Source organism: Thermomonospora catenispora, assembly GCF_006363815.1.
Classification (GTDB): domain Bacteria; phylum Actinomycetota; class Actinomycetes; order Streptosporangiales; family Streptosporangiaceae; genus Thermomonospora; species Thermomonospora catenispora.
In genome coordinates this window covers 23,399-42,130 of record NZ_RRYT01000005.1, presented here as the reverse complement: position 1 = coordinate 42,130, position 18,732 = coordinate 23,399, and the positions used below count along the sequence as shown (strand labels likewise).

20 protein-coding genes and 1 pseudogene are annotated in these 18,732 nt (G+C 71.7%); 14 read left to right on the top strand and 7 right to left on the bottom strand.

Annotated elements, in window-relative coordinates:
* Positions 1-35: 35 nt before the first annotated feature.
* Together sigM and EIO00_RS05975 are read left to right on the top strand one after the other, a co-directional pair.
* Positions 36-620: an RNA polymerase sigma factor SigM gene (gene sigM, locus EIO00_RS05980; protein ID WP_140176260.1), complete on the top strand. Its 585-nt coding sequence runs from the start codon at positions 36-38 to the stop codon at positions 618-620.
* A gap of 19 nt (positions 621-639) precedes the next feature.
* Positions 640-1,401, top strand: a complete 762-nt coding sequence (locus EIO00_RS05975) for an anti-sigma factor family protein (RefSeq protein ID WP_140175984.1) — start codon at positions 640-642, stop codon at positions 1,399-1,401.
* A gap of 79 nt (positions 1,402-1,480) precedes the next feature.
* On the opposite strand, the gene EIO00_RS05970 is transcribed toward EIO00_RS05975, so the two are convergent.
* The gene (locus tag EIO00_RS05970) at positions 1,481-2,089 is read right to left on the bottom strand and encodes a dienelactone hydrolase family protein (RefSeq protein WP_140175982.1); all 609 of its coding nucleotides are present in this window, start codon (positions 2,087-2,089) and stop codon (positions 1,481-1,483) included.
* A gap of 149 nt (positions 2,090-2,238) precedes the next feature.
* Here EIO00_RS05970 and trxB point away from each other — a divergent pair, with 149 nt between their 5' ends.
* Entirely contained in the window at positions 2,239-3,198 is a 960-nt protein-coding gene (gene trxB / locus EIO00_RS05965; RefSeq protein ID WP_140175980.1) for a thioredoxin-disulfide reductase, read from the top strand.
* A 312-nt stretch (positions 3,199-3,510) separates the two neighbouring features.
* Here the strand turns inward: trxB and EIO00_RS05960 are convergent, their stop codons facing one another.
* From EIO00_RS05960 to EIO00_RS05950, 3 genes are all read right to left on the bottom strand, one after another.
* Positions 3,511-4,164 (bottom strand): dihydrofolate reductase family protein, encoded by a 654-nt coding sequence (locus EIO00_RS05960; RefSeq protein WP_140175978.1) that lies wholly within the window; start codon positions 4,162-4,164, stop codon positions 3,511-3,513.
* A gap of 320 nt (positions 4,165-4,484) precedes the next feature.
* Positions 4,485-5,564 (bottom strand): inositol-3-phosphate synthase, encoded by a 1,080-nt coding sequence (locus tag EIO00_RS05955; protein ID WP_140175976.1) that lies wholly within the window; start codon positions 5,562-5,564, stop codon positions 4,485-4,487.
* Positions 5,565-5,605: 41 nt separating this feature from the next.
* Positions 5,606-6,250, bottom strand: a complete 645-nt coding sequence (locus EIO00_RS05950) for a PadR family transcriptional regulator (protein ID WP_140175974.1) — start codon at positions 6,248-6,250, stop codon at positions 5,606-5,608.
* A gap of 189 nt (positions 6,251-6,439) precedes the next feature.
* On the opposite strand from EIO00_RS05950, the gene EIO00_RS05945 reads away from it, so the two are divergent.
* The 3 genes from EIO00_RS05945 (at position 6,440) to EIO00_RS05930 (ending at position 11,034) form a co-directional block, all read left to right on the top strand.
* Positions 6,440-6,853 carry a DUF5318 family protein gene (locus tag EIO00_RS05945; RefSeq protein WP_140175972.1) on the top strand — a complete coding sequence of 138 codons (414 nt, stop codon included), beginning with the start codon at positions 6,440-6,442 and terminating at the stop codon, positions 6,851-6,853.
* A gap of 482 nt (positions 6,854-7,335) precedes the next feature.
* Positions 7,336-9,630, top strand: coding sequence for a transglycosylase domain-containing protein (locus tag EIO00_RS05935; protein WP_161602659.1), 2,295 nt, complete (start codon positions 7,336-7,338; stop codon positions 9,628-9,630).
* A gap of 204 nt (positions 9,631-9,834) precedes the next feature.
* Positions 9,835-11,034 carry a hypothetical protein gene (locus tag EIO00_RS05930; protein WP_140175969.1) on the top strand — a complete coding sequence of 400 codons (1,200 nt, stop codon included), beginning with the start codon at positions 9,835-9,837 and terminating at the stop codon, positions 11,032-11,034.
* Positions 11,035-11,124: 90 nt separating this feature from the next.
* On the opposite strand, the gene EIO00_RS05925 is transcribed toward EIO00_RS05930, so the two are convergent.
* Positions 11,125-11,415, bottom strand: coding sequence for a hypothetical protein (locus EIO00_RS05925; protein WP_140175967.1), 291 nt, complete (start codon positions 11,413-11,415; stop codon positions 11,125-11,127).
* Between the two features lie 175 nt (positions 11,416-11,590).
* Between EIO00_RS05925 and EIO00_RS25880 the strand changes: the two are divergent.
* The 4 genes and pseudogenes from EIO00_RS25880 to EIO00_RS05905 form a co-directional block, all read left to right on the top strand.
* Positions 11,591-12,076, top strand: a pseudogene (locus EIO00_RS25880) (hypothetical protein); the annotation flags it as partial.
* Positions 12,077-12,986: 910 nt separating this feature from the next.
* Positions 12,987-13,628, top strand: a complete 642-nt coding sequence (locus tag EIO00_RS25060; RefSeq protein WP_241661149.1) for a hypothetical protein — start codon at positions 12,987-12,989, stop codon at positions 13,626-13,628.
* A 64-nt stretch (positions 13,629-13,692) separates the two neighbouring features.
* Positions 13,693-14,886, top strand: coding sequence for an ATP-binding protein (locus tag EIO00_RS05910; protein ID WP_140175965.1), 1,194 nt, complete (start codon positions 13,693-13,695; stop codon positions 14,884-14,886).
* Complete coding sequence (locus EIO00_RS05905) at positions 14,769-15,842, top strand: WD40 repeat domain-containing protein (RefSeq protein WP_140175963.1); 1,074 nt, start codon at positions 14,769-14,771, stop codon at positions 15,840-15,842. The genes EIO00_RS05910 and EIO00_RS05905 overlap by 118 nt, the downstream gene beginning before the upstream one ends.
* 34 nt (positions 15,843-15,876) lie before the next feature.
* Here EIO00_RS05905 and EIO00_RS05900 read toward each other — a convergent pair whose 3' ends face one another.
* Both EIO00_RS05900 and EIO00_RS05895 read right to left on the bottom strand, forming a co-directional pair.
* Positions 15,877-16,647, bottom strand: coding sequence for a deoxyribonuclease IV (locus EIO00_RS05900; RefSeq protein WP_140175962.1), 771 nt, complete (start codon positions 16,645-16,647; stop codon positions 15,877-15,879).
* Between the two features lie 91 nt (positions 16,648-16,738).
* On the bottom strand, positions 16,739-17,050 hold the full coding sequence (locus tag EIO00_RS05895; protein ID WP_140175960.1) for a hypothetical protein: 312 nt from the start codon (positions 17,048-17,050) through the stop codon (positions 16,739-16,741).
* A 166-nt stretch (positions 17,051-17,216) separates the two neighbouring features.
* Between EIO00_RS05895 and EIO00_RS05890 the strand changes: the two genes are divergently transcribed.
* The 4 genes from EIO00_RS05890 (at position 17,217) to rpsR (ending at position 18,719) form a co-directional block, all read left to right on the top strand.
* Positions 17,217-17,405 (top strand): hypothetical protein, encoded by a 189-nt coding sequence (locus EIO00_RS05890; RefSeq protein WP_241661148.1) that lies wholly within the window; start codon positions 17,217-17,219, stop codon positions 17,403-17,405.
* Between the two features lie 164 nt (positions 17,406-17,569).
* Positions 17,570-17,860 (top strand): 30S ribosomal protein S6, encoded by a 291-nt coding sequence (gene rpsF, locus EIO00_RS05885; protein WP_140175959.1) that lies wholly within the window; start codon positions 17,570-17,572, stop codon positions 17,858-17,860.
* A gap of 43 nt (positions 17,861-17,903) precedes the next feature.
* On the top strand, positions 17,904-18,410 hold the full coding sequence (locus EIO00_RS05880; protein ID WP_140175957.1) for a single-stranded DNA-binding protein: 507 nt from the start codon (positions 17,904-17,906) through the stop codon (positions 18,408-18,410).
* 72 nt (positions 18,411-18,482) lie between these two features.
* Entirely contained in the window at positions 18,483-18,719 is a 237-nt protein-coding gene (gene rpsR, locus EIO00_RS05875) for a 30S ribosomal protein S18 (protein WP_140175955.1), read from the top strand.
* The last annotated feature ends 13 nt before the right edge of the window (positions 18,720-18,732 follow it).

Here is an 18,732-nt window from a genome sequence, read left to right as displayed (position 1 = left end):
GACGCCCTCTCGTGACGGCCGTGAGCACGTCACCGATGGACGAGGTCTCCGACAAGGAATTGTTGGCCCGGCACGCCCAAGGCGACCCGCATGCCTTCGGCCAGCTGGTCACCCGGCATCGGGAGCGGATGTGGGCGGTCGCGCTGCGCACTCTGGGCGACCCGGAGGAGGCGGCGGACGCGCTGCAGGACGCGTTCCTGTCGGCGTTCCGCGCGGCCGGCCGGTTCCGCGGCGACGCCGCGGTGACCACCTGGCTGCACCGGATCGTGGTGAACGCCTGCCTGGATCGGCTGCGTCGCAAGTCGATCCGGCCCGCCACGCCGATGGGCGACGAGGCCAAGATCGACGCGCTGGCGCCCAAGCTGCCGGACCCCACCGACGGTCACGGCACGCTGCTGGACGTCACCGCCGCGCTGTCGGAGCTGCCGTTCGAGCAACGGGCCGCGCTGGTCCTGGTGGACATGCTGGGGTACGCGGTGGACGACGCCGCCGAATTCCTGGACGTTCCCCCGGGGACCATCAAGAGCCGCTGTGCGCGCGGTCGCGCCCGGCTCGCCCCCCGCCTGGCGCACTTGAGGAACCGTCAGGCCCGCGGAAACGTCCAAGACACAGATAGATGAAGGAAGGAGGTGGCCGGCCTTGAACCCCGCACACCTAGATCACGACGCCCTGGCCGACTTGGCCGAAGGGCTGCTCGACGACGCCCACGCCGCCTCCGCCAACGCGCATCTGGACAGCTGTGCCGAATGCCGGGAGCGCTCGGCCGAGATCGCCGAGGTGTCCCGAATCCTGGCGGATGTCCCCGTCCCGCCCATGCCCGCGGAAGTGGCCGAGCGCATCGAGGCGGCCATCGCGGCCGAGGCGATGGCCACAGCCAAAGTCGCGAGCATCTCACATCACCGACGGGTGCGCGAACGCGGAAGAAAGTGGCATCTGCGGGTCATCGGCGCCGCTGCGGCCACCCTGGTCGTGGTCGGCGCCGGAGCTTTCCTGGGCGTCGAGCTGATGCGCGGCTCTCTGCTCGGTAGCGACGACCACACGGCGACCACGCAGCCTCCCCCCGCCGACCGTTCCCGGACGGCCCCGTTCACCGTCGTCCGGAGCGGCACCGCCTACCGGAGCGCCACCTTGGGCGACCAGGTCACCGCCGTGGTCCCCAAGTCCCGCTCGCTCCCCGCGGCGGACTCGGTGTCGGAACGGCTGCAGGGTTGCGTGCAGGGCATCACTCGGGGGGCCAAGCCCGTCCTGGTCGACGCCGCCACCTATGAGAGCCGCGAGGCCACCATCGTGGTGGTCCCCACAGACTCCGCCACCTGGCGCGTCGTGGTGGCCGGCCCGTCCTGTTCGGCGGACGACCCCGCCGTCGTCGAGGAGACCACGATCCCCGCTCGCACCCCGTGACCTGGGACGTCACAGAGCCTCGCGAGAATGACTCGCGAGGCTCTGTCGTGTCCGGCTCCTTTGCGCACGCCGCCCTTCCTCACAGCTCGGCGAGGAAGTCCAAAGCCGTCCGCCAGGTGCGTTCGGCGGCCTCGGCGTCGTGGTCGGGCAGGTCGGGGTCGGTGTAGAGGTGACCGGCGCCCGGGTAGCGGTAGACCTCGACGTCGGCTCCGGCGCGCCGCATCTTGAGGTACCAGACGGTGAGCCAGTCGTGGGTCTCGTACGGGTCGGGATCGGCGACGTGCAGCTGGACCGGGATGTCGGTGGAGGCGTCGTCGGGGAGCTGCGAGGTGCCGTGCAGCAGCAGCAGACCCTTGGCGTGCTCGTCGGCCAGGGCGAGGTTCTGGGCGATGGCGCCGCCGAGGGAGAACCCGGCGTACACCAGGCCCTGGTCGGAGTGCGGTGCGGCGGCCGCCACCGCGCGGCGCAGCAGCTCGTCCCGGCCGATCTCCTCCTGGATCTTCCTGGCCTGCTCGGCGTCGGTGGCCGACCGGCCGACGTACAGGTCGGGCACGTGCACCTCGTGCCCGGCCGCCCGCATCCGATCGGCCGCCGCGTGCACCGCCGGGCGCAGCCCGTACATCGAGTGCAGCAGCAGGATCCGCGCCACCGTGTCCCCCTCTGCTCGGCTGGTCGGAACCGATGGCATCCTGCCATCAGGAACGGGCGCACGGCACACCGGGAATCCCCGGGGCCTAGGATCGGTTGACGCCACTGGCGGACCGGGTCCCGCCAGGACTGAGCGGTGACGACGGTGGTCCGAATCCGACCGACCCGGCACGGAAGGAAGGCGCACACGTGAGCGACGTCCGCAACGTCATCATCATCGGCTCGGGCCCCGCGGGCTACACGGCCGCCGTCTATGCGGCACGGGCCGACCTCAAGCCGCTGGTCTTCGAGGGTTCGGTGACCGCAGGCGGCGCCTTGATGAACACCACCGAGGTGGAGAACTTCCCGGGCTTCCCCGACGGCATCATGGGCCCGGACCTGATGGACAACATGCGCAAGCAGGCCGAGCGGTTCGGTGCGGAGCTGGTCGCCGACGACGTCACCGAGGTCGACCTGACCGCCGAGCCCAAGATCGTCAAGGTCGGCGAGGAGGAGTACCGGGCGCACGCGGTGATCGTCGCCACCGGGTCGGGCTACCGCGAGCTGGGCCTGGAGAACGAGAAGCGGCTGTCGGGCCGCGGGGTCTCCTGGTGCGCCACCTGTGACGGCTTCTTCTTCCGCGACCAGGACATCGCGGTGGTCGGCGGCGGCGACACCGCGATGGAAGAGGCGATCTTCCTGACCAAGTTCGCCAAGAGCGTCACCGTGGTGCACCGCCGCGACGAGCTGCGGGCCAGCAAGATCATGCAGGATCGGGCGTTCGCCAACGACAAGATCCGCTTCGTCTGGGACAGCGAGGTCGTCGACGTGCTCGGCGACGACCGGGTCAGCGGCGTCCGCATCCGCAACCGCAAGACCGGTGAGGAGTCCACCCTCGACGTCACCGGCCTGTTCATCGCGATCGGCCACGATCCGCGCAGCGAGCTGTTCAAGGGACAGCTCGAGACGGACGAGAACGGCTACCTGATCGTCGACTCCCCCACCACCCGCACCAACATCCCCGGCGTCTTCGCCTGCGGCGACGTGGTCGACCACATCTACCGGCAGGCCGTCACCGCCGCCGGCAGCGGCTGCGCCGCCGCCATCGACGCCGAGCGTTACCTGGCCGACAGGGGCGAGGCCGAGCTCGTCCACCAGCCCGACGCCTGAGCGGTGAGGGGCGCGACGGCCGGCCCGCAGGGACCGGCCGTCGGCCTCTTCGCGTCCGGAGGCCGCCCCTGCCCACAGGACCGACGCCCCGGGAACGTCCTCTCGTTCCCGGGGCGTCGCCGCGTTCGACGCGGGGGCGAGGCGACCGGCCGGAGAGCAGAGCCCGGATGCGGTGCCGTCCACGGCCTCTCCCGACGGGAGGGAGGCGGGTGACCCGGGGCCGCCGGCGAGGAACACCGGTCCCCGCCCGCATGCCCGCCCGGCCCGGAGACCGGGCGGTGGCCTCGCCGGGGAAGGGCCTGCGGCGCCGCGCTAAGCGCGGGCGCGGGTCAGCCGGACGTGGACGACCGCGGAGGAGACGACGAACTCGGTGCACTCATAGCCCTCCGGCCCGCCGTCCAGACGGTCGAAGAGCCGTTCACCGGCTCCCAGCAGCACCGGGACGATCGCCATGTGCAGCTCGTCCAGCAGACCGGCCCGCAGGTACTGCTGGATCGTCGAGGCCCCGCCGCCCAGCCGGACGTCCGCCCCGTCGGCCGCCTCGAAGGCCCGCTGCAGCGCGACCTCGATCCCCTCGGTCACGAAGTGGAACGTGGTCCCGCCCTCCATCGTGATCGACGGGTGCGGGTGGTGGGTCAACACGAACACCGGGTGGTGGAACGGGGGGTTGTCCCCCCACCAGCCCCTCCACTCGTTCTCGGGGTCCCACGGACCGCGGATCGGCCCGTACATGTTGCGCCCGATGATGGTCGCGCCGACCCCCGTCTCGCCCTCCTTGACGAAGTCGTCGTCCAGCCCTTCGGCGCCGCCGGACTCTCCCACCATCGCCTTGCCGGTGCGGGTCCGGAACACCCAGTCGTGCAGCCTCTCCCCGTCGACTCCGAGGGGGTGCTCCAGTCCCTGCCGCGGACCGGCCATGTATCCGTCGAGGGAGACGGAGATGTTGTGCGCGCGAAGCTTCGGCATGAGCTCCTCCGTGTCGATCGGCCGGGGTCGCGCCTGCGGACCCCTGCACAGGGACAGACCGCCGGGACCGCCGGAACTCATCGCTTTGCCCGGAAGAGATTTCGGATCGTTTGAGAGGCTCCGACGGGGCCGCACGGGCCGGGTCCCGCCGCCCGGGCGGCCGGGGCACGGCGGAGGCCCGGCACGGGGAGCGGAAGGGGCCGGACGGCGCGGAAGGAGACGGAGGCCCGGGACCGGGTGCCGCGTCGGGGAGGAGACCGGGCCGAAAGACGGACGACGCCCGGGGCGGCCCGCCCCGGGCGTCGTTCACGGGTTATGGGTCAGCGCTCGACCTCGCCGCGGATGAAGGCCTCGACGGCCTCGCGGGCCTCGTCGTCGCTGTACTGCTTCGGCGGGGACTTCATGAAGTAGGAGCTGGCCGACAGGATCGGACCGCCGATGCCGCGGTCCTTGGCGATCTTGGCGGCGCGGATGGCGTCGATGATGACGCCGGCGGAGTTGGGGGAGTCCCAGACCTCCAGCTTGTACTCCAGGTTCAGCGGGACGTCGCCGAAGGCCTTGCCCTCCAGCCGGACGTAGGCCCACTTGCGGTCGTCCAGCCACGGCACGTGGTCGGACGGGCCGATGTGCACGTCGCTCTTGGCCATCTCGCGCGGGATCTGCGAGGTGACCGACTGGGTCTTGGAGATCTTCTTGGACTGGAGCCGGTTGCGCTCCAGCATGTTCATGAAGTCCATGTTGCCGCCGAAGTTGAGCTGGTAGGTGCGCTGCAGCTCGACTCCGCGGTCCTCGAACAGCTTGGCCAGCACGCGGTGGGTGATGGTCGCGCCGATCTGCGACTTGATGTCGTCGCCGACGATGGGCACGCCCGCCTTGGTGAACTTCTCCGCCCACTCGGGGTCGGAGGCGATGAAGACCGGCAGGGCGTTGACGAACGCCACGCCCGCGTCCAGGGCGCACTGGGCGTAGAAGCGGTCGGCCTCCTCCGAGCCCACCGGCAGGTAGGACACCAGCACGTCGGCCTGGGTGTCCTTCAGCACCTGCACCACGTCCACCGGCTCGACGTCGGACTCCTCGATCATCTGGCGGTAGTACTGGCCCAGGCCGTCGAGGGTGTGGCCGCGCTGGACGGTGACGCCGGTCGGCGGAACGTCGCAGATCTTGATGGTGTTGTTCTCGCTCGCCGTGATGGCGTCGGACAGGTCCATGCCGACCTTCTTGGCGTCGACGTCGAACGCGGCGACGAACTCGATGTCGCCGACGTGATAGTCGCCGAACTGGACGTGCATCAGGCCGGGCACCCGCGTGGCCGGGTCCGCGTCCTTGTAGTACTCGACGCCCTGGACGAGCGACGCGGCGCAGTTGCCGACGCCGACGATGGCTACGCGCACCGAACCCATCCCAATGCTCCTTCTCGTGATCAGTGTGAACCTGCGACCGCTCAGCGGTCACCGTCCGAGGTGTCGTCTGCGGAGGCTTCTTCCGCCCGCTCGTCTGGTCGCTTGCTCCGCCCGCCGGCCTGTTCGGCGCGTTCTCGGCCGATCAGCTCGTTCAGCCAGCGGACCTCGCGCTCGACCGACTCGAGCCCGTGGTTGTGCAGCTCGAGGGTGTAGCTGTCGACCCGTTCCCGGGTGCGCGCCAGAGCGGCGCGGAAGCTCTCCAGCCTCTCCTCCAGCCGGCTGCGCCGGCCTTCGAGGATCCGCAGCCGCACGTCGGCACGGGTGTGGGAGAAGAAGGCGAAGCGCACCCCGAAGCCTTCGTCCTCCCACGCCGCCGGGCCGGCTTCGGTGAGCAACTCCTGGAGCCGCTCCTTGCCGTCGGCGGTGAGCTTGTAGACGATCTTCGATCGCCGGCTCTGCAGCAGCAGCGCGCCGCCGGGGTCGTCGTCCTCCGGCCGGTCTTCGACGATCAACCCCTGCTCCACGAGCCGCTTCAGGCACGGATACAGCGACCCGTAGGAGAACGCGCGGAACATGCCGAGCAGCGCGTTGAGGCGCTTGCGCAGCTCGTAACCGTGCATCGGGGTCTCATGGAGCAGGCCGAGCACAGCGAGCTCCAGCACGCCCGAGCTCTTCCTGCCGGCCATGGCCCCTCCTGCACGGTCGCGTCGGCGACCGAGATGTCTCGTGGCGATGCATCGCCTTGATGTATCGGACCGATACATCGGCAAGATACGTGCTCGGTCAAGAGCTTCGCAAGCGGGCCCGAATCGCGCGATCTTCTCGCGGGCGGGGGGAGGAACGTACTCTGCAGGCAGACCCGTCAGGGGGGCGCGATGAGGCAGACCGGTCCGCGGCCGCGTCAGGTGGTCGATTACGGGCTCGCCCGGAGGGCGGCCCTCGCCGAGCTCCGCTCAGGGCGACTGACCAGAGCGGAGGCCTGTGACGCTCATCCCTATCTGCTGCGGGCCGCCAAGTACCATGGCGAGCCGACCGATGAGCGGTGCCCCGTCTGCCGCAGGGAGAGGCTCACCCATGTCAGCTATGTGTACGGCGACGAACTCGGAGCGTACGCGGGGCGGGCCAAGGCGACGGATGAGCTTGCCGAGATGGCGTGTGAGTACGGAGAATTCAGGGTTTATGTGGTCGAAGTGTGCCAGGGTTGTGCCTGGAACCACCTGACGGTGTCGTACGTCCTCGGCCATGGCGAGGATCCCCGCAGCCGGCGGGGACCCGGCTCGGGGCGCTGACGGAACCTTCTGGGCCTGGCGGCATCGCGAGGTGAGGGGGCGTTCCGTCATCGATCCCCGGCGCCGTGGGCGGGATCGGGCGCTGTACGGCGGCCGCTCCTCATTCGCCTGCGCAGTACTGTCGGACGACGACGCACCAACGCCGTATCCCAGTAGCCGAACGAGGTCGCGTGAGTTACCCAAGCCAGAACGGACCGCACCGCGGGCCGGCCAGACCGGGTGCCCCCGGTCGCCGGTCCGGCATTCCCGGTGGCTCGGCCGGGTCTGGACGAGCCGCGGGTTCCCCTGGCGCCCCAGGCCGTCCCGGTGTGCCGGGCCGTCCGGGCGCACCCGGCGGCAGGCCTCGTGTCCCCGCTGGCAACCCGATGGGACCGGGCGCTCCCGGCCGCCCTCGCCGTCCCGCCGGACCTCCCGGCGCTCCTGGACCCTCGGGACCGTCGGGGCCCGGAGCGCGCCGCGCCCGCCCCCCGGGCGGCCCCGGTGTGCCCGGCGGCGTCGGCGGAGGCGGAGGGCGCGGCGGCGGTCGAGGCCGCCGCGGCGGCGATGAGGAACCTCCGGAAAAGACCGGCTGGCGGCGTTTCATCCCCTCCTGGAAGGTCCTGCTCGGCCTGGCGGGGCTGGGCTTTTTGAGCCTGTGCACCCTGGTCGGCGTGGCGTACGCGATGACGCCGGTGCCCGAGGCCGGGAACGAGGACGCCACCAAGACCGCCGCGATCTTCTACTACAGCGACGGCAAGACCGAGATCGGCCGGGTGGGCAAGAACCGCGAGCTGGTCACGATCAAGCAGGTGCCGCTGCACGTCCAGGAGGCGGTGATCGCCGCCGAGAACCGCAGCTTCCGCACCGACCCCGGGGTCTCGTTCAAGGGCATCGCCCGCGCGGTCCTCGTCAACCTCACCGGCGGGGAGATGCAGGGCGGCTCGACCATCACCCAGCAGCTGGCCAAGAACTACTACCTCACCGACGAGCGGACGATGAGCCGCAAGTTCAAGGAGCTGTTCATCTCCATCAAGCTCGGCCAGCAAAAGAGCAAGGACGAGATCCTCCAGGACTACCTCAACACCATCTACTTCGGCCGCCAGGCCTACGGCATCCAGGCCGCCTCCAAGACCTACTTCGGCGTCCCGGTGGAGAAGCTGCGCCCCGACCAGGGCGCGCTGCTGGCGGCGATCATCCAGCGCCCCGGCCAGCTCGACCCGCGCAGCGAGGACTTCCGGGACGAGACGCTGGCCCGCTACCAGTACGTGCTGGACGGCATGGTCAAGACCAAGGCGCTCTCGGAGGCCGACCGGCAGAAGTACAAGGACAAGCTGCCGGAGACCAAGCCGCTGAACGCCAACCAGACCTACGCCGGCGACCGCGGCTACATGATCAAGCGGGCGATCAAGGAGCTGGAGCGCGACCAGGGCATCACCGAGGAACAGATCATCGACCAGGGTCTGCACATCATCACCACCTTCGACAAGAAGAAGATGGCGGCGGCCAAGCAGGCGGCCGAGCAGACCTTCCCCGCCCTGCACCCCAAGCGCAAGGGCAAGCACGTGCAGGTCGGCATCGCCTCGGTGGAGACCGAGACCGGCCGGGTCGTGGCGTTCTACGGCGGGCCCGACTTCCTCAAGCACGAGTACGACAACGTCTGGCGGGGATCGGCCCAGGCCGGGTCGGCGATGAAGCCGTACGTGCTGGCCACCGCCCTCGAACAGGGCTACAGCCTGAAGAGCCTCGTCGAGGGCCGATCGGGCATGCGGTTCGACGGTCAGGGCAACCCGGCGCCCAACGACCCCAACGCCACCGCGCCGATCCCCAACAGCCACAACGACGGGCCGGCCATCGACCTGATCAAGGCCACCGCCAACTCCACCAACACCGCGTTCGTGCAGCTCGGCCTCAAGGTCGGCCTGCCCAACGTGATCGAGACCGCCACCAAGGCGGGCATCGCCGAGGACCTGCTGACCCCCTACAGGAGCAGCTACGGTCTGTCGCTGGGCATCAACGACATCCGGCCGATCGAGCAGGCCGCCGGTTACGCCACGTTCGCCAACGGCGGCGACTACATCCAGCCGCACGTGGTGGACAAGGTGCTGCACCGCGACCACAAGACGATCTACAAGATCCTCAAGTGGAAGAAGCGGCAGAACATCTACAAGGAGGGCGTCGCCGCCGACGTCACCTACGCCCTCCAGGCAGTGGTCAAGAACGGCACCGGTGTGGCCGCCCGCCTTCCCGACCGTCCGGTGGCCGGTAAGACCGGCACCACCGACAAGAACGTCGCCACCTGGTTCGTCGGCTACGTCCCGCAGCTGTCCACCGCGGTGACGATCTACAACGACGAGAAGAAGCCGGTGGTCGCCAACGGCGTCATCCTCGAAGGTGGGACGGGTCCGGCCAAGATCTGGAACGCCTACATGTCCCAGGCGACCAGGGGCATGGAGGTCGAGCAGTTCCCGCCGCCGGCCTGGGTGGGCAACCAGCAGAAGTTCGCCACCCCGCCGGCGTCGCCCTCGCCGTCCCAGACGCCGCAGTGCGAGCCGGGCCAGATGAGCACCCCCGAGGAGCCCTGCCGGGAGCGCCGGGAGGAGCGGCCCTGCATCCGAGGCAACTTCCCGCCCGGCTGCCGTCCGCAGCAGACCCCCGGCCCGGACGACCAGGGCGACCAGCCGCCCAGCCACTGCCAGCGGTTCCCGCAGTGGCCCGGCTGCTCCGGCCCGACGGCGACGGCCGAGCCTCCGGACCCCGGCGACGGCGGCGGCGGCCGGAACAGGCCGGCGGACGGATGACCCCCTCCCGCCGGCCGTGAGGACCGGCGCGGGGGCCGGACGTCGGAAGAGGCGCCGCGCCTTGAGCGACGAGCGGCGGGTCCGCCTGACGGCGGACCCGCCGCTCGTCGCTTCGGGCCGGTTCCGAGGATGTTCCGGACCGGTTTCGTGACCGATTTCGGTCTGGTTCTGCGCCCGCCCGCATCCGCGGGCACAATCGCCCTCGTGTCTCCAGACGACCTCGACGCCCGCCCCGACGGCCGCACCGCACGTGAGGACACCGCGATCGTGACCGACGAAGCCCACAGCCGCACGCACCTCCTGCGGACGGTCGACCGGACGGCGCTGGCCGTCTGGACGGGCGCCTGGCTGGGGGTGATGTTCTTCGTCGCGGTCATCCCCCGGGTGCTGCCCACCGTCTACGACGGGCGGCCCTACCTGGACCGGTGGGCGCAGTGGGACGCCGCCCGGTTCATCAACCTGGCCACCTACGGCTATGACGGGGTGCCCGGCCAGCCGGAGGACCCCGGGTGGCCGGCGTTCTTCCCCGGCTATCCGCTGCTGCTGCGCGCGGTCGGGACGGTGATCCCCGACTACCGCCTGGCCGGGCTGGCGATCTCGCTGATCGCCGGGGCGGTCGCCGTGGCGGCGCTGGCCCGGCTCGCCGAGCAGGAGGGCGGCGAGGGCACCGGGCGGCGGGCCGTGATCGCCGTGCTGGCGGGGCCGCCGGCGGTGTTCCTGTTCGCCGGGTACTCCGAGTCGGTGTTCCTGGCGCTGGCGCTGCCCGCGTGGCTGCTGGCGCGGCGCGGCCACTGGGCGGGCGCGGCGCTGCTGGCCGTCCCGGCCACGGCGGTGCGGATCACCGGGCTGTTCTTCGGGCTGGCGCTGATCGTCGAGTACCTGGTGGGGGAGCACGGCCGGCGCGCGGTCGGCTGGCGGCCGATGGGCTGGCTGGCGCTGCCGTTCACGCCGCTGCTGGCCTACTCGGCGTACCAGTGGACGCGCACCGGCGACTGGCTGGCCTGGCAGCACGCCCAGGAGGCGGGCTGGGACCGCCATCTGGTCTGGCCGTGGGAGTCGTTCATGACCACCTGGCGGGCGGCGTGGGAGACCGATTATGAGTTCACCCTGGCGTTCCGGATCGAGATGTTCGCCGCCCTGGTCGGGGTCCTGCTGTGCGGATACCTGCTGAGCAGGCGGCGATGGCCGGAACTGACGTATGTGGGCACGCAGCTGGCCGCGCTGCTGCTGTCGTCCTACTACCTGTCGGTGGGGCGCGCCATGCTGCTGTGGTGGCCGCTGTGGATCGCCGTCGCGACCGTGGGCGACCGCCGCCCGAACCTGTACGCGGCGGTGATCGCCGCGAGCACGCCGTTCGCCGTGCTGATGCTGCTGACCTTCACCTCGGGCGGCTGGGCGGGCTGAGCGGGCCGGGGCGAGGCCGCGCCCTGCCCGCCCGGCGGTCCGCCGCGGGGCGACGCCGGGCCCTCCGGGCGCCCGGAGGGCCGGTGGGCGCTAGCCTCCCTGCAGCGCCAGGGCGGCGACGACCAGGGCGACGCCGAGCACGCTGGAGGCGGCGAGGATCACCCAGGACCAGGTGATGAGCGTACGGGCCCTGTCCGGGGCCGTCTGCACCCGCTCCAGGCCCATGTTGTTGAGGATGATGCCCAGCACGCCCAAGGGCAGCAGGGTCAGGACGGCCACGGTGCCGGTGACGAAGCCGAGGGCCGTGGCGGCGGGGGTGAGCGTCCCGTCGGCCTGGACGCCGAGAGGGAGCGCGGGGGAGACCGGAGCGGAGCGGTTCATGAGGACCACCTCTGGGTGGGGCGGGAGACGGTGATGCCTCAGATGTGTCCTGTCTCACAGGAAGGTAAACACATGTTGAATCCCGGTCGTCTCACGCGGCCGGATGATGCTCGGGCGACCGCGGCCCGGACAGCGGGCGTGACGGCGGAGCCCTCGTCCGGCCGAGGCCGGGAGCATGCGTGAGAGAAGCCCTTTCATCCCCCCTCAACCCCTGACAGGCGGATCGGTGATGTGGGAAGCACTTGACGAAGTCGACTGGGCGGAGCTGGAGCACGCCGACGGCGGCGCGGCCGATCTGCCCGAGCTGCTGCGCGCCATGGCCTCGGAGGACCCGGAGACGGCCGAGGACGCGCTCGGCTCGGTGGACGGCGCGCTCTATGACGACGGGATCGTCTACTCGGCGACCGTGCACGCCGTCCCGGTGCTGCTCGAGCTGGCGGCCCGGCCGCAGACGCACCATCGCGTCGGGATACTGCAACTGATCTCCGAGATCGGCACCGCCGTCTGGGATCTCCAGGACGTCGCCGACAACGAGGAAGAGCACGACGAGGAGGGCCTGGCGGCGTGGCGGAGGTACGCGCAGTGGGGCCGTCAGGCGCGGGAGGCCGTCCTCGCCGGTCTGCCGACGCTGCTCGGGCTGCTGGAGGACCCCGACCCTCGGGTGCGCGGCGCCGTCGCGGACGTGCTCGCCGAGCTGCACGACCAGGACTCGGACCCCTTGCCGACGGACCCTCTCCCCGCGCTGCAACGCGCCGCTCTCGCCGACGACGACCCGGGGGCGGCCGGGGTGATGCTCCTGGTGATGGGGGATCTCGGCCGGCAGGGAGATCGGCGACTGGCCGACTGGCTGGCGCAGATCGTCGGGGGCCCCCATCCCGTCGAGATGCGCGCGGCGGCCGCGGTCGCCCGACGGCGGATCTCCGGAGAGCTCGGAGACGAGGCCGTCGCGGCGCTGACCGAGGCGCTGTGCCGGCCGGAATCGGCCTTCACGGCCCACCGGCGAGCGGGACGGAGCCGAGGCACGCGCCTGTGGTTCGACGCGCTCGACGGCCATCCCGACGCCCAGATCCATGCGGCCGCCGAAGTGCTGCGCTCGGCGGTCGCCCGCCGCGACCGCGACCTGGTGGATGCCGCCGGGAACGTGATGAAAAGGTGGCGCGCGGCACCGGCCCGGCTGGCTCCGCCGATGGCCGAGCTGTGCGCCGACGGTGACGCCGCGGACGTGAGCGTCCGGGAGAGCGCGGCGTATCACCTGTCGCTGAGCGGCCCGATCGCCATCGCGGCGGTGTCGGACACGCTGGCCGCCCTGCTGGAGGACGAGTCGCCGCACGTCGTGAGCTGTGCGGCGGAGGCTCTGGCCAGCATCGGGGACGTCCGCTGCCTGCCCGTCGTCAACGCCTGCATCGACGCCCGGCGATACCCGATGAACCTGGAGCGGGCGTTGAAGGGCATGCGGCCGCACGCCGCCGAGCTGCTCCCGCGCATCCGGGCCCATCTGCGGACGGACCTCGAAGACGACCCGGACGTCCTTGACCACGTGTCCGTCTTGGTGGAGGGACTGGGGGCCGGCGATGCGGCCGGCGTTGCCGGAGCTGCTGGCGCTGCTGGAGCGGCGGCGGCTGGTGGCCGCCGTCAGCTCGGCGCTGGGGAGGCTGGGCCCGGCCGCGGCGGACGCCGTCCCCCTCCTGCGCTCGGTGAACCCCGAGGAGATGGGGCTTCCCCCGATGGAAGCCGAGATCGTGCGGTACAACGTGGCCTGGGCGCTGTGGGAGATCACCGGCGACGCCGCCCCGGCCCTGGAGCGGGCCGCCACCGAATGGGAGCGGGGAGTGCCCCCGGGCACCGCCCGGCGGTTGCTGGCGATGGGCGAGTTCGCTCGCCCGGCGATCGGGTTGATCGACTCCCTGCTGGAGGGCATGCAGGATCCCGGCCCCGCCGCCTGCGTGCTCTACCGTTTCACCGGAGATGTGGAGCGGACGCTGCCGCATCTCGTCGCGGCCGTCGACCGCTCCGTGACCGGCATGCTGGCCATGGAGTGCCTGGCCGACATCGGACCGGCCGCGGCGGACGCCGTTCCCGCCCTGGAGGAGATCGCCACCGATCCGCGCATCGTCCTCAGCGACAGGGTCGCCATCGACGCCAACGACGGCGTCGGCACCGACCTCATCTACCGTGACAAGGCCGTCGGGGCCTTGGAGCGCATCCGCGGGTGATCGTCCCCGCGGCCGCCGCGCGCGGACCGGAACCGACGGAGCACCGAGAAGACGACTGAGAGCGATGACCGTGCAGGACAGTCCGCAGACCTCGATCGGAGCGGGCCGGGAACCCGCCGTGACGGCGATCGTCCGGTGGCTGGAGGATCGGCTGCGCCCCCGGCTGTGCATGGTGACCGGCGCTCCCGGCTGCGGCAAGACCAGGACCACCGTCTGGGCGGTCGTCTCCCGCCGGTCCGCGGTGCACGCGACGATCAGCGGCCGCGGGCTGACCCCGCAGACGCTGGCCTGGGCGCTGGCCGACCAGCTCTCGGTGACCGGCGGTGCTCCGCACGAGGTGGTGGAGCAGATCGCCGCCGACCGCAGACCCGCCACCGTGGTGGTGACCGAGCTGGACGAATCGGGGTTCGGCCTGGATGGGTCGGCCGCGTTCGCGCTGGTCGAGGAGGTGCTCGCGCCGCTGCTCCAGGCGCGCCACGTCCGGCTCCTGGTCGAGGGCCGCCGGGAGTTCCTCACCGGGTTCGCCGCGGGCGGGGAGGTCATCGATCTGGACCGGCCCGAACTGACGGACCGGGAGGAGTTCGGCCGCTGGCTGCGTGCGACGGCCGCCGCCCGGGGGACGGCCGATCCGGGCCGCATCGCCGCGGCCGAGGAGATGTTCCCCAACGTCGGGGCGGCGGAGCTGGCCTTGAGCGCCGGCCGCGGCGAGTGGCCGGACTCGATCCCGTGGCAGGCCCGGCCCGCCGTCGAGGCGCTCGGCTTCGCCCACGACTCCCTCGAGCCCGCCGCTTGGCGTGAGCTGACGGCGGTGCTGCTGGGCGACCGGTGGCAGGCGCAGCAGTCCGTCGAGGCGGCGCGCGCCCTGGTGGCCCGGACCGGGGACGACCGCTACACGGTGAGCAGGGTCGTGCGGCAGGCCGTCAGGGGACGGCGGACCCCCGAGGCGGCCGTGCAGATCGATCAGGCGTTCACCCGGGCGCTGCACGCCGCCGTGCCGCGGAGCGCCGACGGCCGGATCGACTGGGCGAGGGCCGAGATCGGTACACCGCCAGGCATCTGCTCCGCCACGCCGCCGCCGGAGGCACGCTCGAGCGGCTGCTGGACGATGTCGACCTGCTGCTGCACGCCCGTGCGGAGACGGTGGTCGCCGCGTTCGACGCCGTCGACGGCGACTGGGCCCGGCGGCAGCGGAGGGTGTGGCGTTCGGCCGGGGCGGGCTGCGCCACCGCCCCCGTCCCCGACCGGGCGGCGCTGCTGAGGCTCGCCGCCGTGCACCACCACGACGAAGAGCTCGCCGAACGGTACGCTCTCCGCGCCGCGGAGGCCGACTGGGACGTCCGCTGGGCGCTCACCCGCCCGCCCGCCGGCGAGGCCGACCGCTGGCCCGGCGCGGTAAGCGCGCTCGAACGCGGCCGGGGCAGGCTGGCGGGGCACGTGCTGGCCGTCGCGGCGGACGGGCCGCTGCATGTACTCTCCCCCGCCGACGGATCGGCCGCCGGCCGGATCCGCGGGGAGCGCACCGATCTCCGGGGACTGGTGTCGTTCCCGGACGGCACCCTGTTGTGCCTGGACTCCCCGGGCTTCCTGAGCGCGGTCGGCGCGCCCCGGGCCGAGAGCCGCTCAGAGATGATCAGCTCGCTGCTGAACGCGGCGCCAGCGTCGGCGTCCGGGATCGACGCGACGGCGTTCGTCAAGGCCGTGGGCGCCCCCCGGCCGTTCACCGCGCTGGGCGCCGACGAGGCGGTCACCCGGATCGTCTGCGGCGATCACGCCGGGACGCTGCACGTGTGGAACCTGGACTCCGACACGCCGACGGCGCTCGAGCACACCCTGCATCGCGGGCCGATCACGGCGGCGACCTGCGTTCGCGGCGCCTCCCCGATCAGCATGACGGTCAGCGGGGGAGCCGACGGCAGGCTCGTGCTGTGGCGTCCGGGGGATCCCCGGGAGCCCCGCGAGGCGATGCACCGTCCGACGAGGGTCGTCGCGGTGGACGCCCTCCTCGGTGCCGGCGGCCCGCTGATCGCCGCGGCCTGGGCGGACGGCATGGTCGTGGTCTGGGACATGGTCGCCGGGATCACGATCCGCTTCATCGTCGGCTTCCCGATCGCCTCGCTGCTGCTGGCCGCCGACGAGGTGCTTTTGGTCGCCGGGGAGCACGGGGTCACCGCGTTCGACCTGCGCAGGCCGGAGGAGGACCCGAAGGAGCCGTGACGGCGCCGCGCCGGGGCGCGGGCGGCGGCCGCGGTCAGGACAGGCGGGCGCGCAGCAGGGCGATGTCGTCGGCCTGGCCCTGCTGAGGCGTCTCGACCACCACGGGCGCCCCGGCGGCGCGGACCACCGACACGATCAGATCGGTGTCGATGGTGCCGCTCTCGAGGTTGGCGTGCCGGTCGGCGCCGGAGCCGAACGCGTCGCGGCTGTTGTTGCAGTGGACCAGGTCGATCCGGCCGGTGATGGCCTTGATCCGGTCGACGGCGTCGATCAGCTCCTCGCCGGCGGCGTGGGCGTGGCAGGTGTCCAGGCAGAAGCCGAGCTTGTCGTCGATGTCGGGGACCTGCGAGAGCACCTCCCACAGCCGGGCGATGCGCTCGAAGGAGCGGGCCATCGCGTTGTTGCCGCCCGCGGTGTTCTCGATGTAGATCGGGATGGGGCACTCCAGGCGCTCGAAGACCTTGCGCCAGTTCTCGAAGCCGGTCTGCGGATCGTCCTTGGCCAGCACGTGCCCGCCGTGCACGATCAGCGCCTTGGCCCCGATCGCCGCCGCCGCCTCGAGCTGCTGGGCGAGGAGCTTGCGGCTGGGGATGCGGATCCGGTTGTTGGAGGTCGCCACGTTCACCACGTACGGGGCGTGGATGTAGACGTCCACGCCGGAGCCCGCCACCAGACCGGCCTCCTCCGGCACCTCCGGCTGTTTCCACCCCTGCGGGTCGCCGAGGAAGAACTGCACGACGTCCGCCCCGAGGGCGCGGGCGGCGGTCAGGGGATCGTGCCGGTCGACGTGGGCTCCGATGCGCATGGCACCGAGACTAGCCGCCGGAGGCGACGCCGACCGGCCGACCGGGCTCTGCCGCGACGCCGTCTCACGGGACGGGCTCACGGGGAGGGCCTCACAGGGAGAACCCGCCGTGGCGCAGCGCCATCGCGCCGCCGACGAACGCGGCGATCATCGCGATGACGTTGGCGAAGCGTTCCCCCGTGGTGGCGGAGATGAGCTGGGCGTACAGCGCGGTCGGCAGGCCGAGGAGGGCCGCCAGGGCGCCGAGGAAGTGCGTGGCCGGGATGAACCCGAACACCAGCGCGCACATCCCGAGCACGAACCCGGTCACCGTGAACGCGTTCTCCAGGGGGTGACGGCGGGCGTCCCCGGCGGGCGGGCCGGCGCGGCGCCGACGCCGTCGCGGGATCGTCTCCTGCGGCATGGCACACCTCCCGAACGTGCGAGCGTGTGGTCCCAATGCCCTGCCTGCGGTCGTTCAACCTGCTTTGACCTGGGTGTTCGCGGCTTGAGGCGGCATTTGTCGGTGAGCGGGGGTACGCTCGAACGCGACTTCGAACATCGCTTCGAACGGACTCGGGAGGCAGCAGGTGGTGGACACGAGCGATCTCGAGCTCATCGGTGACGCCGAGCTGGTCGAGGAGCTGTCGATGCTGACCACCCAGACGGCCCGGATGCGGGCCCGGATGGCCGACATCATGGCCGAGCTCGACCGGCGGCGGCGCGCCGCGGCCGAGGCCGCCGGGGCCGCGCCGTCCGCACCCGGGGTCCGGCGATGACGGCGACCCGCCCGGCTTGGCCGCACGGCCGCCGCGGCCTTGGTAGCCTGGACCGGTTCCCGCAGGCCGCGCGCACCATGGCGCGGCAGTGTGACCGGACGCCAACGTCCTCCTGTCACGGAGACGCCGTGACCGCCTGAGTCCAAAGGAGGTAGGGACACAACATGCGTCGCTACGAAGTCATGGTCATCCTCGACCCCTCGATCGAGGAGCGCGCCATCGCCCCCACGCTCGACCAGTTCCTGAACGTCGTCAAGAACGGCGGCGGCTCGGTGGAGAAGGTCGACATCTGGGGCCGTCGGCGCCTGGCATACGAGATCAAGAAGAAGAGCGAGGGCGTCTACGCGGTCATCGACCTCACCGCGGAGCCCGCCGTCGTCAAGGAGCTCGACCGGCAGCTCAACCTGAGCGAGACGGTCATGCGCACGAAGGTCATTCGCCCCGAGGTCCACTGACCACCGGTTCCGGTGGGCCGCCCCGACAGATGGAGCCAGCCCGATGGCAGCAGGCGACACCCAGATAACGATCGTCGGGAACCTCGTCGAGGACCCGAACCTGCGTTTCACCGCCAGCGGTCAGGCGGTGGCGTCGTTCCGCGTCGCTTCCACGCCGCGGTTCTTCGACCGGCAGTCCGGCGAGTGGAAGGACGGCGAGCCCCTCTTCCTGACCTGCAATGTCTGGCGGCAGGCGGCGGAGAACGTGGCCGAGAGCCTGACCAGGGGCATGCGGGTGATCGTGCAGGGTCGCCTGAAGCAGCGCTCGTACGAGACGCGTGAGGGCGAGAAGCGCACCGTCTACGAGGTCGAGGTCGATGAGGTCGGCCCGTCGCTGCGCTACGCCACCGCCAAGGTCAACCGGACCCAGCGGCAGGGCGGCGGATTCGGCGGCGGGTTCGACTCGGGCGGCTTTGACGGCCCGGCCGCCGCTCCCGCCGGCGGAGGCGCCCCGCCGGCCGACCCCTGGGCCACCGGGGGCGGAGGATTCACCGACGAGCCGCCGTTCTAAAGCGCCGGGCTCTTTCACCAGTCCACACGACCATTCCCGCGTCAGCGGGGCTCTGATCAAAGGAGCACCACGATGGCCAAGCAACCGCCGCGCAAGCCGAAGAAGAAGGTTTGCGTGTTCTGCCAGGAGAAGATCTCCTACGTCGACTACAAGGACACCGCTCTGCTGCGGAAGTTCATCTCCGACCGCGGCAAGATCCGGGCTCGGCGAGTGACCGGCAACTGCACCCAGCACCAGCGGGACGTCGCCACCGCGATCAAGAACGCCCGTGAGATGGCGCTGCTGCCCTACACCAGCACCGCGCGCTGAGAGGAGGCCCTGA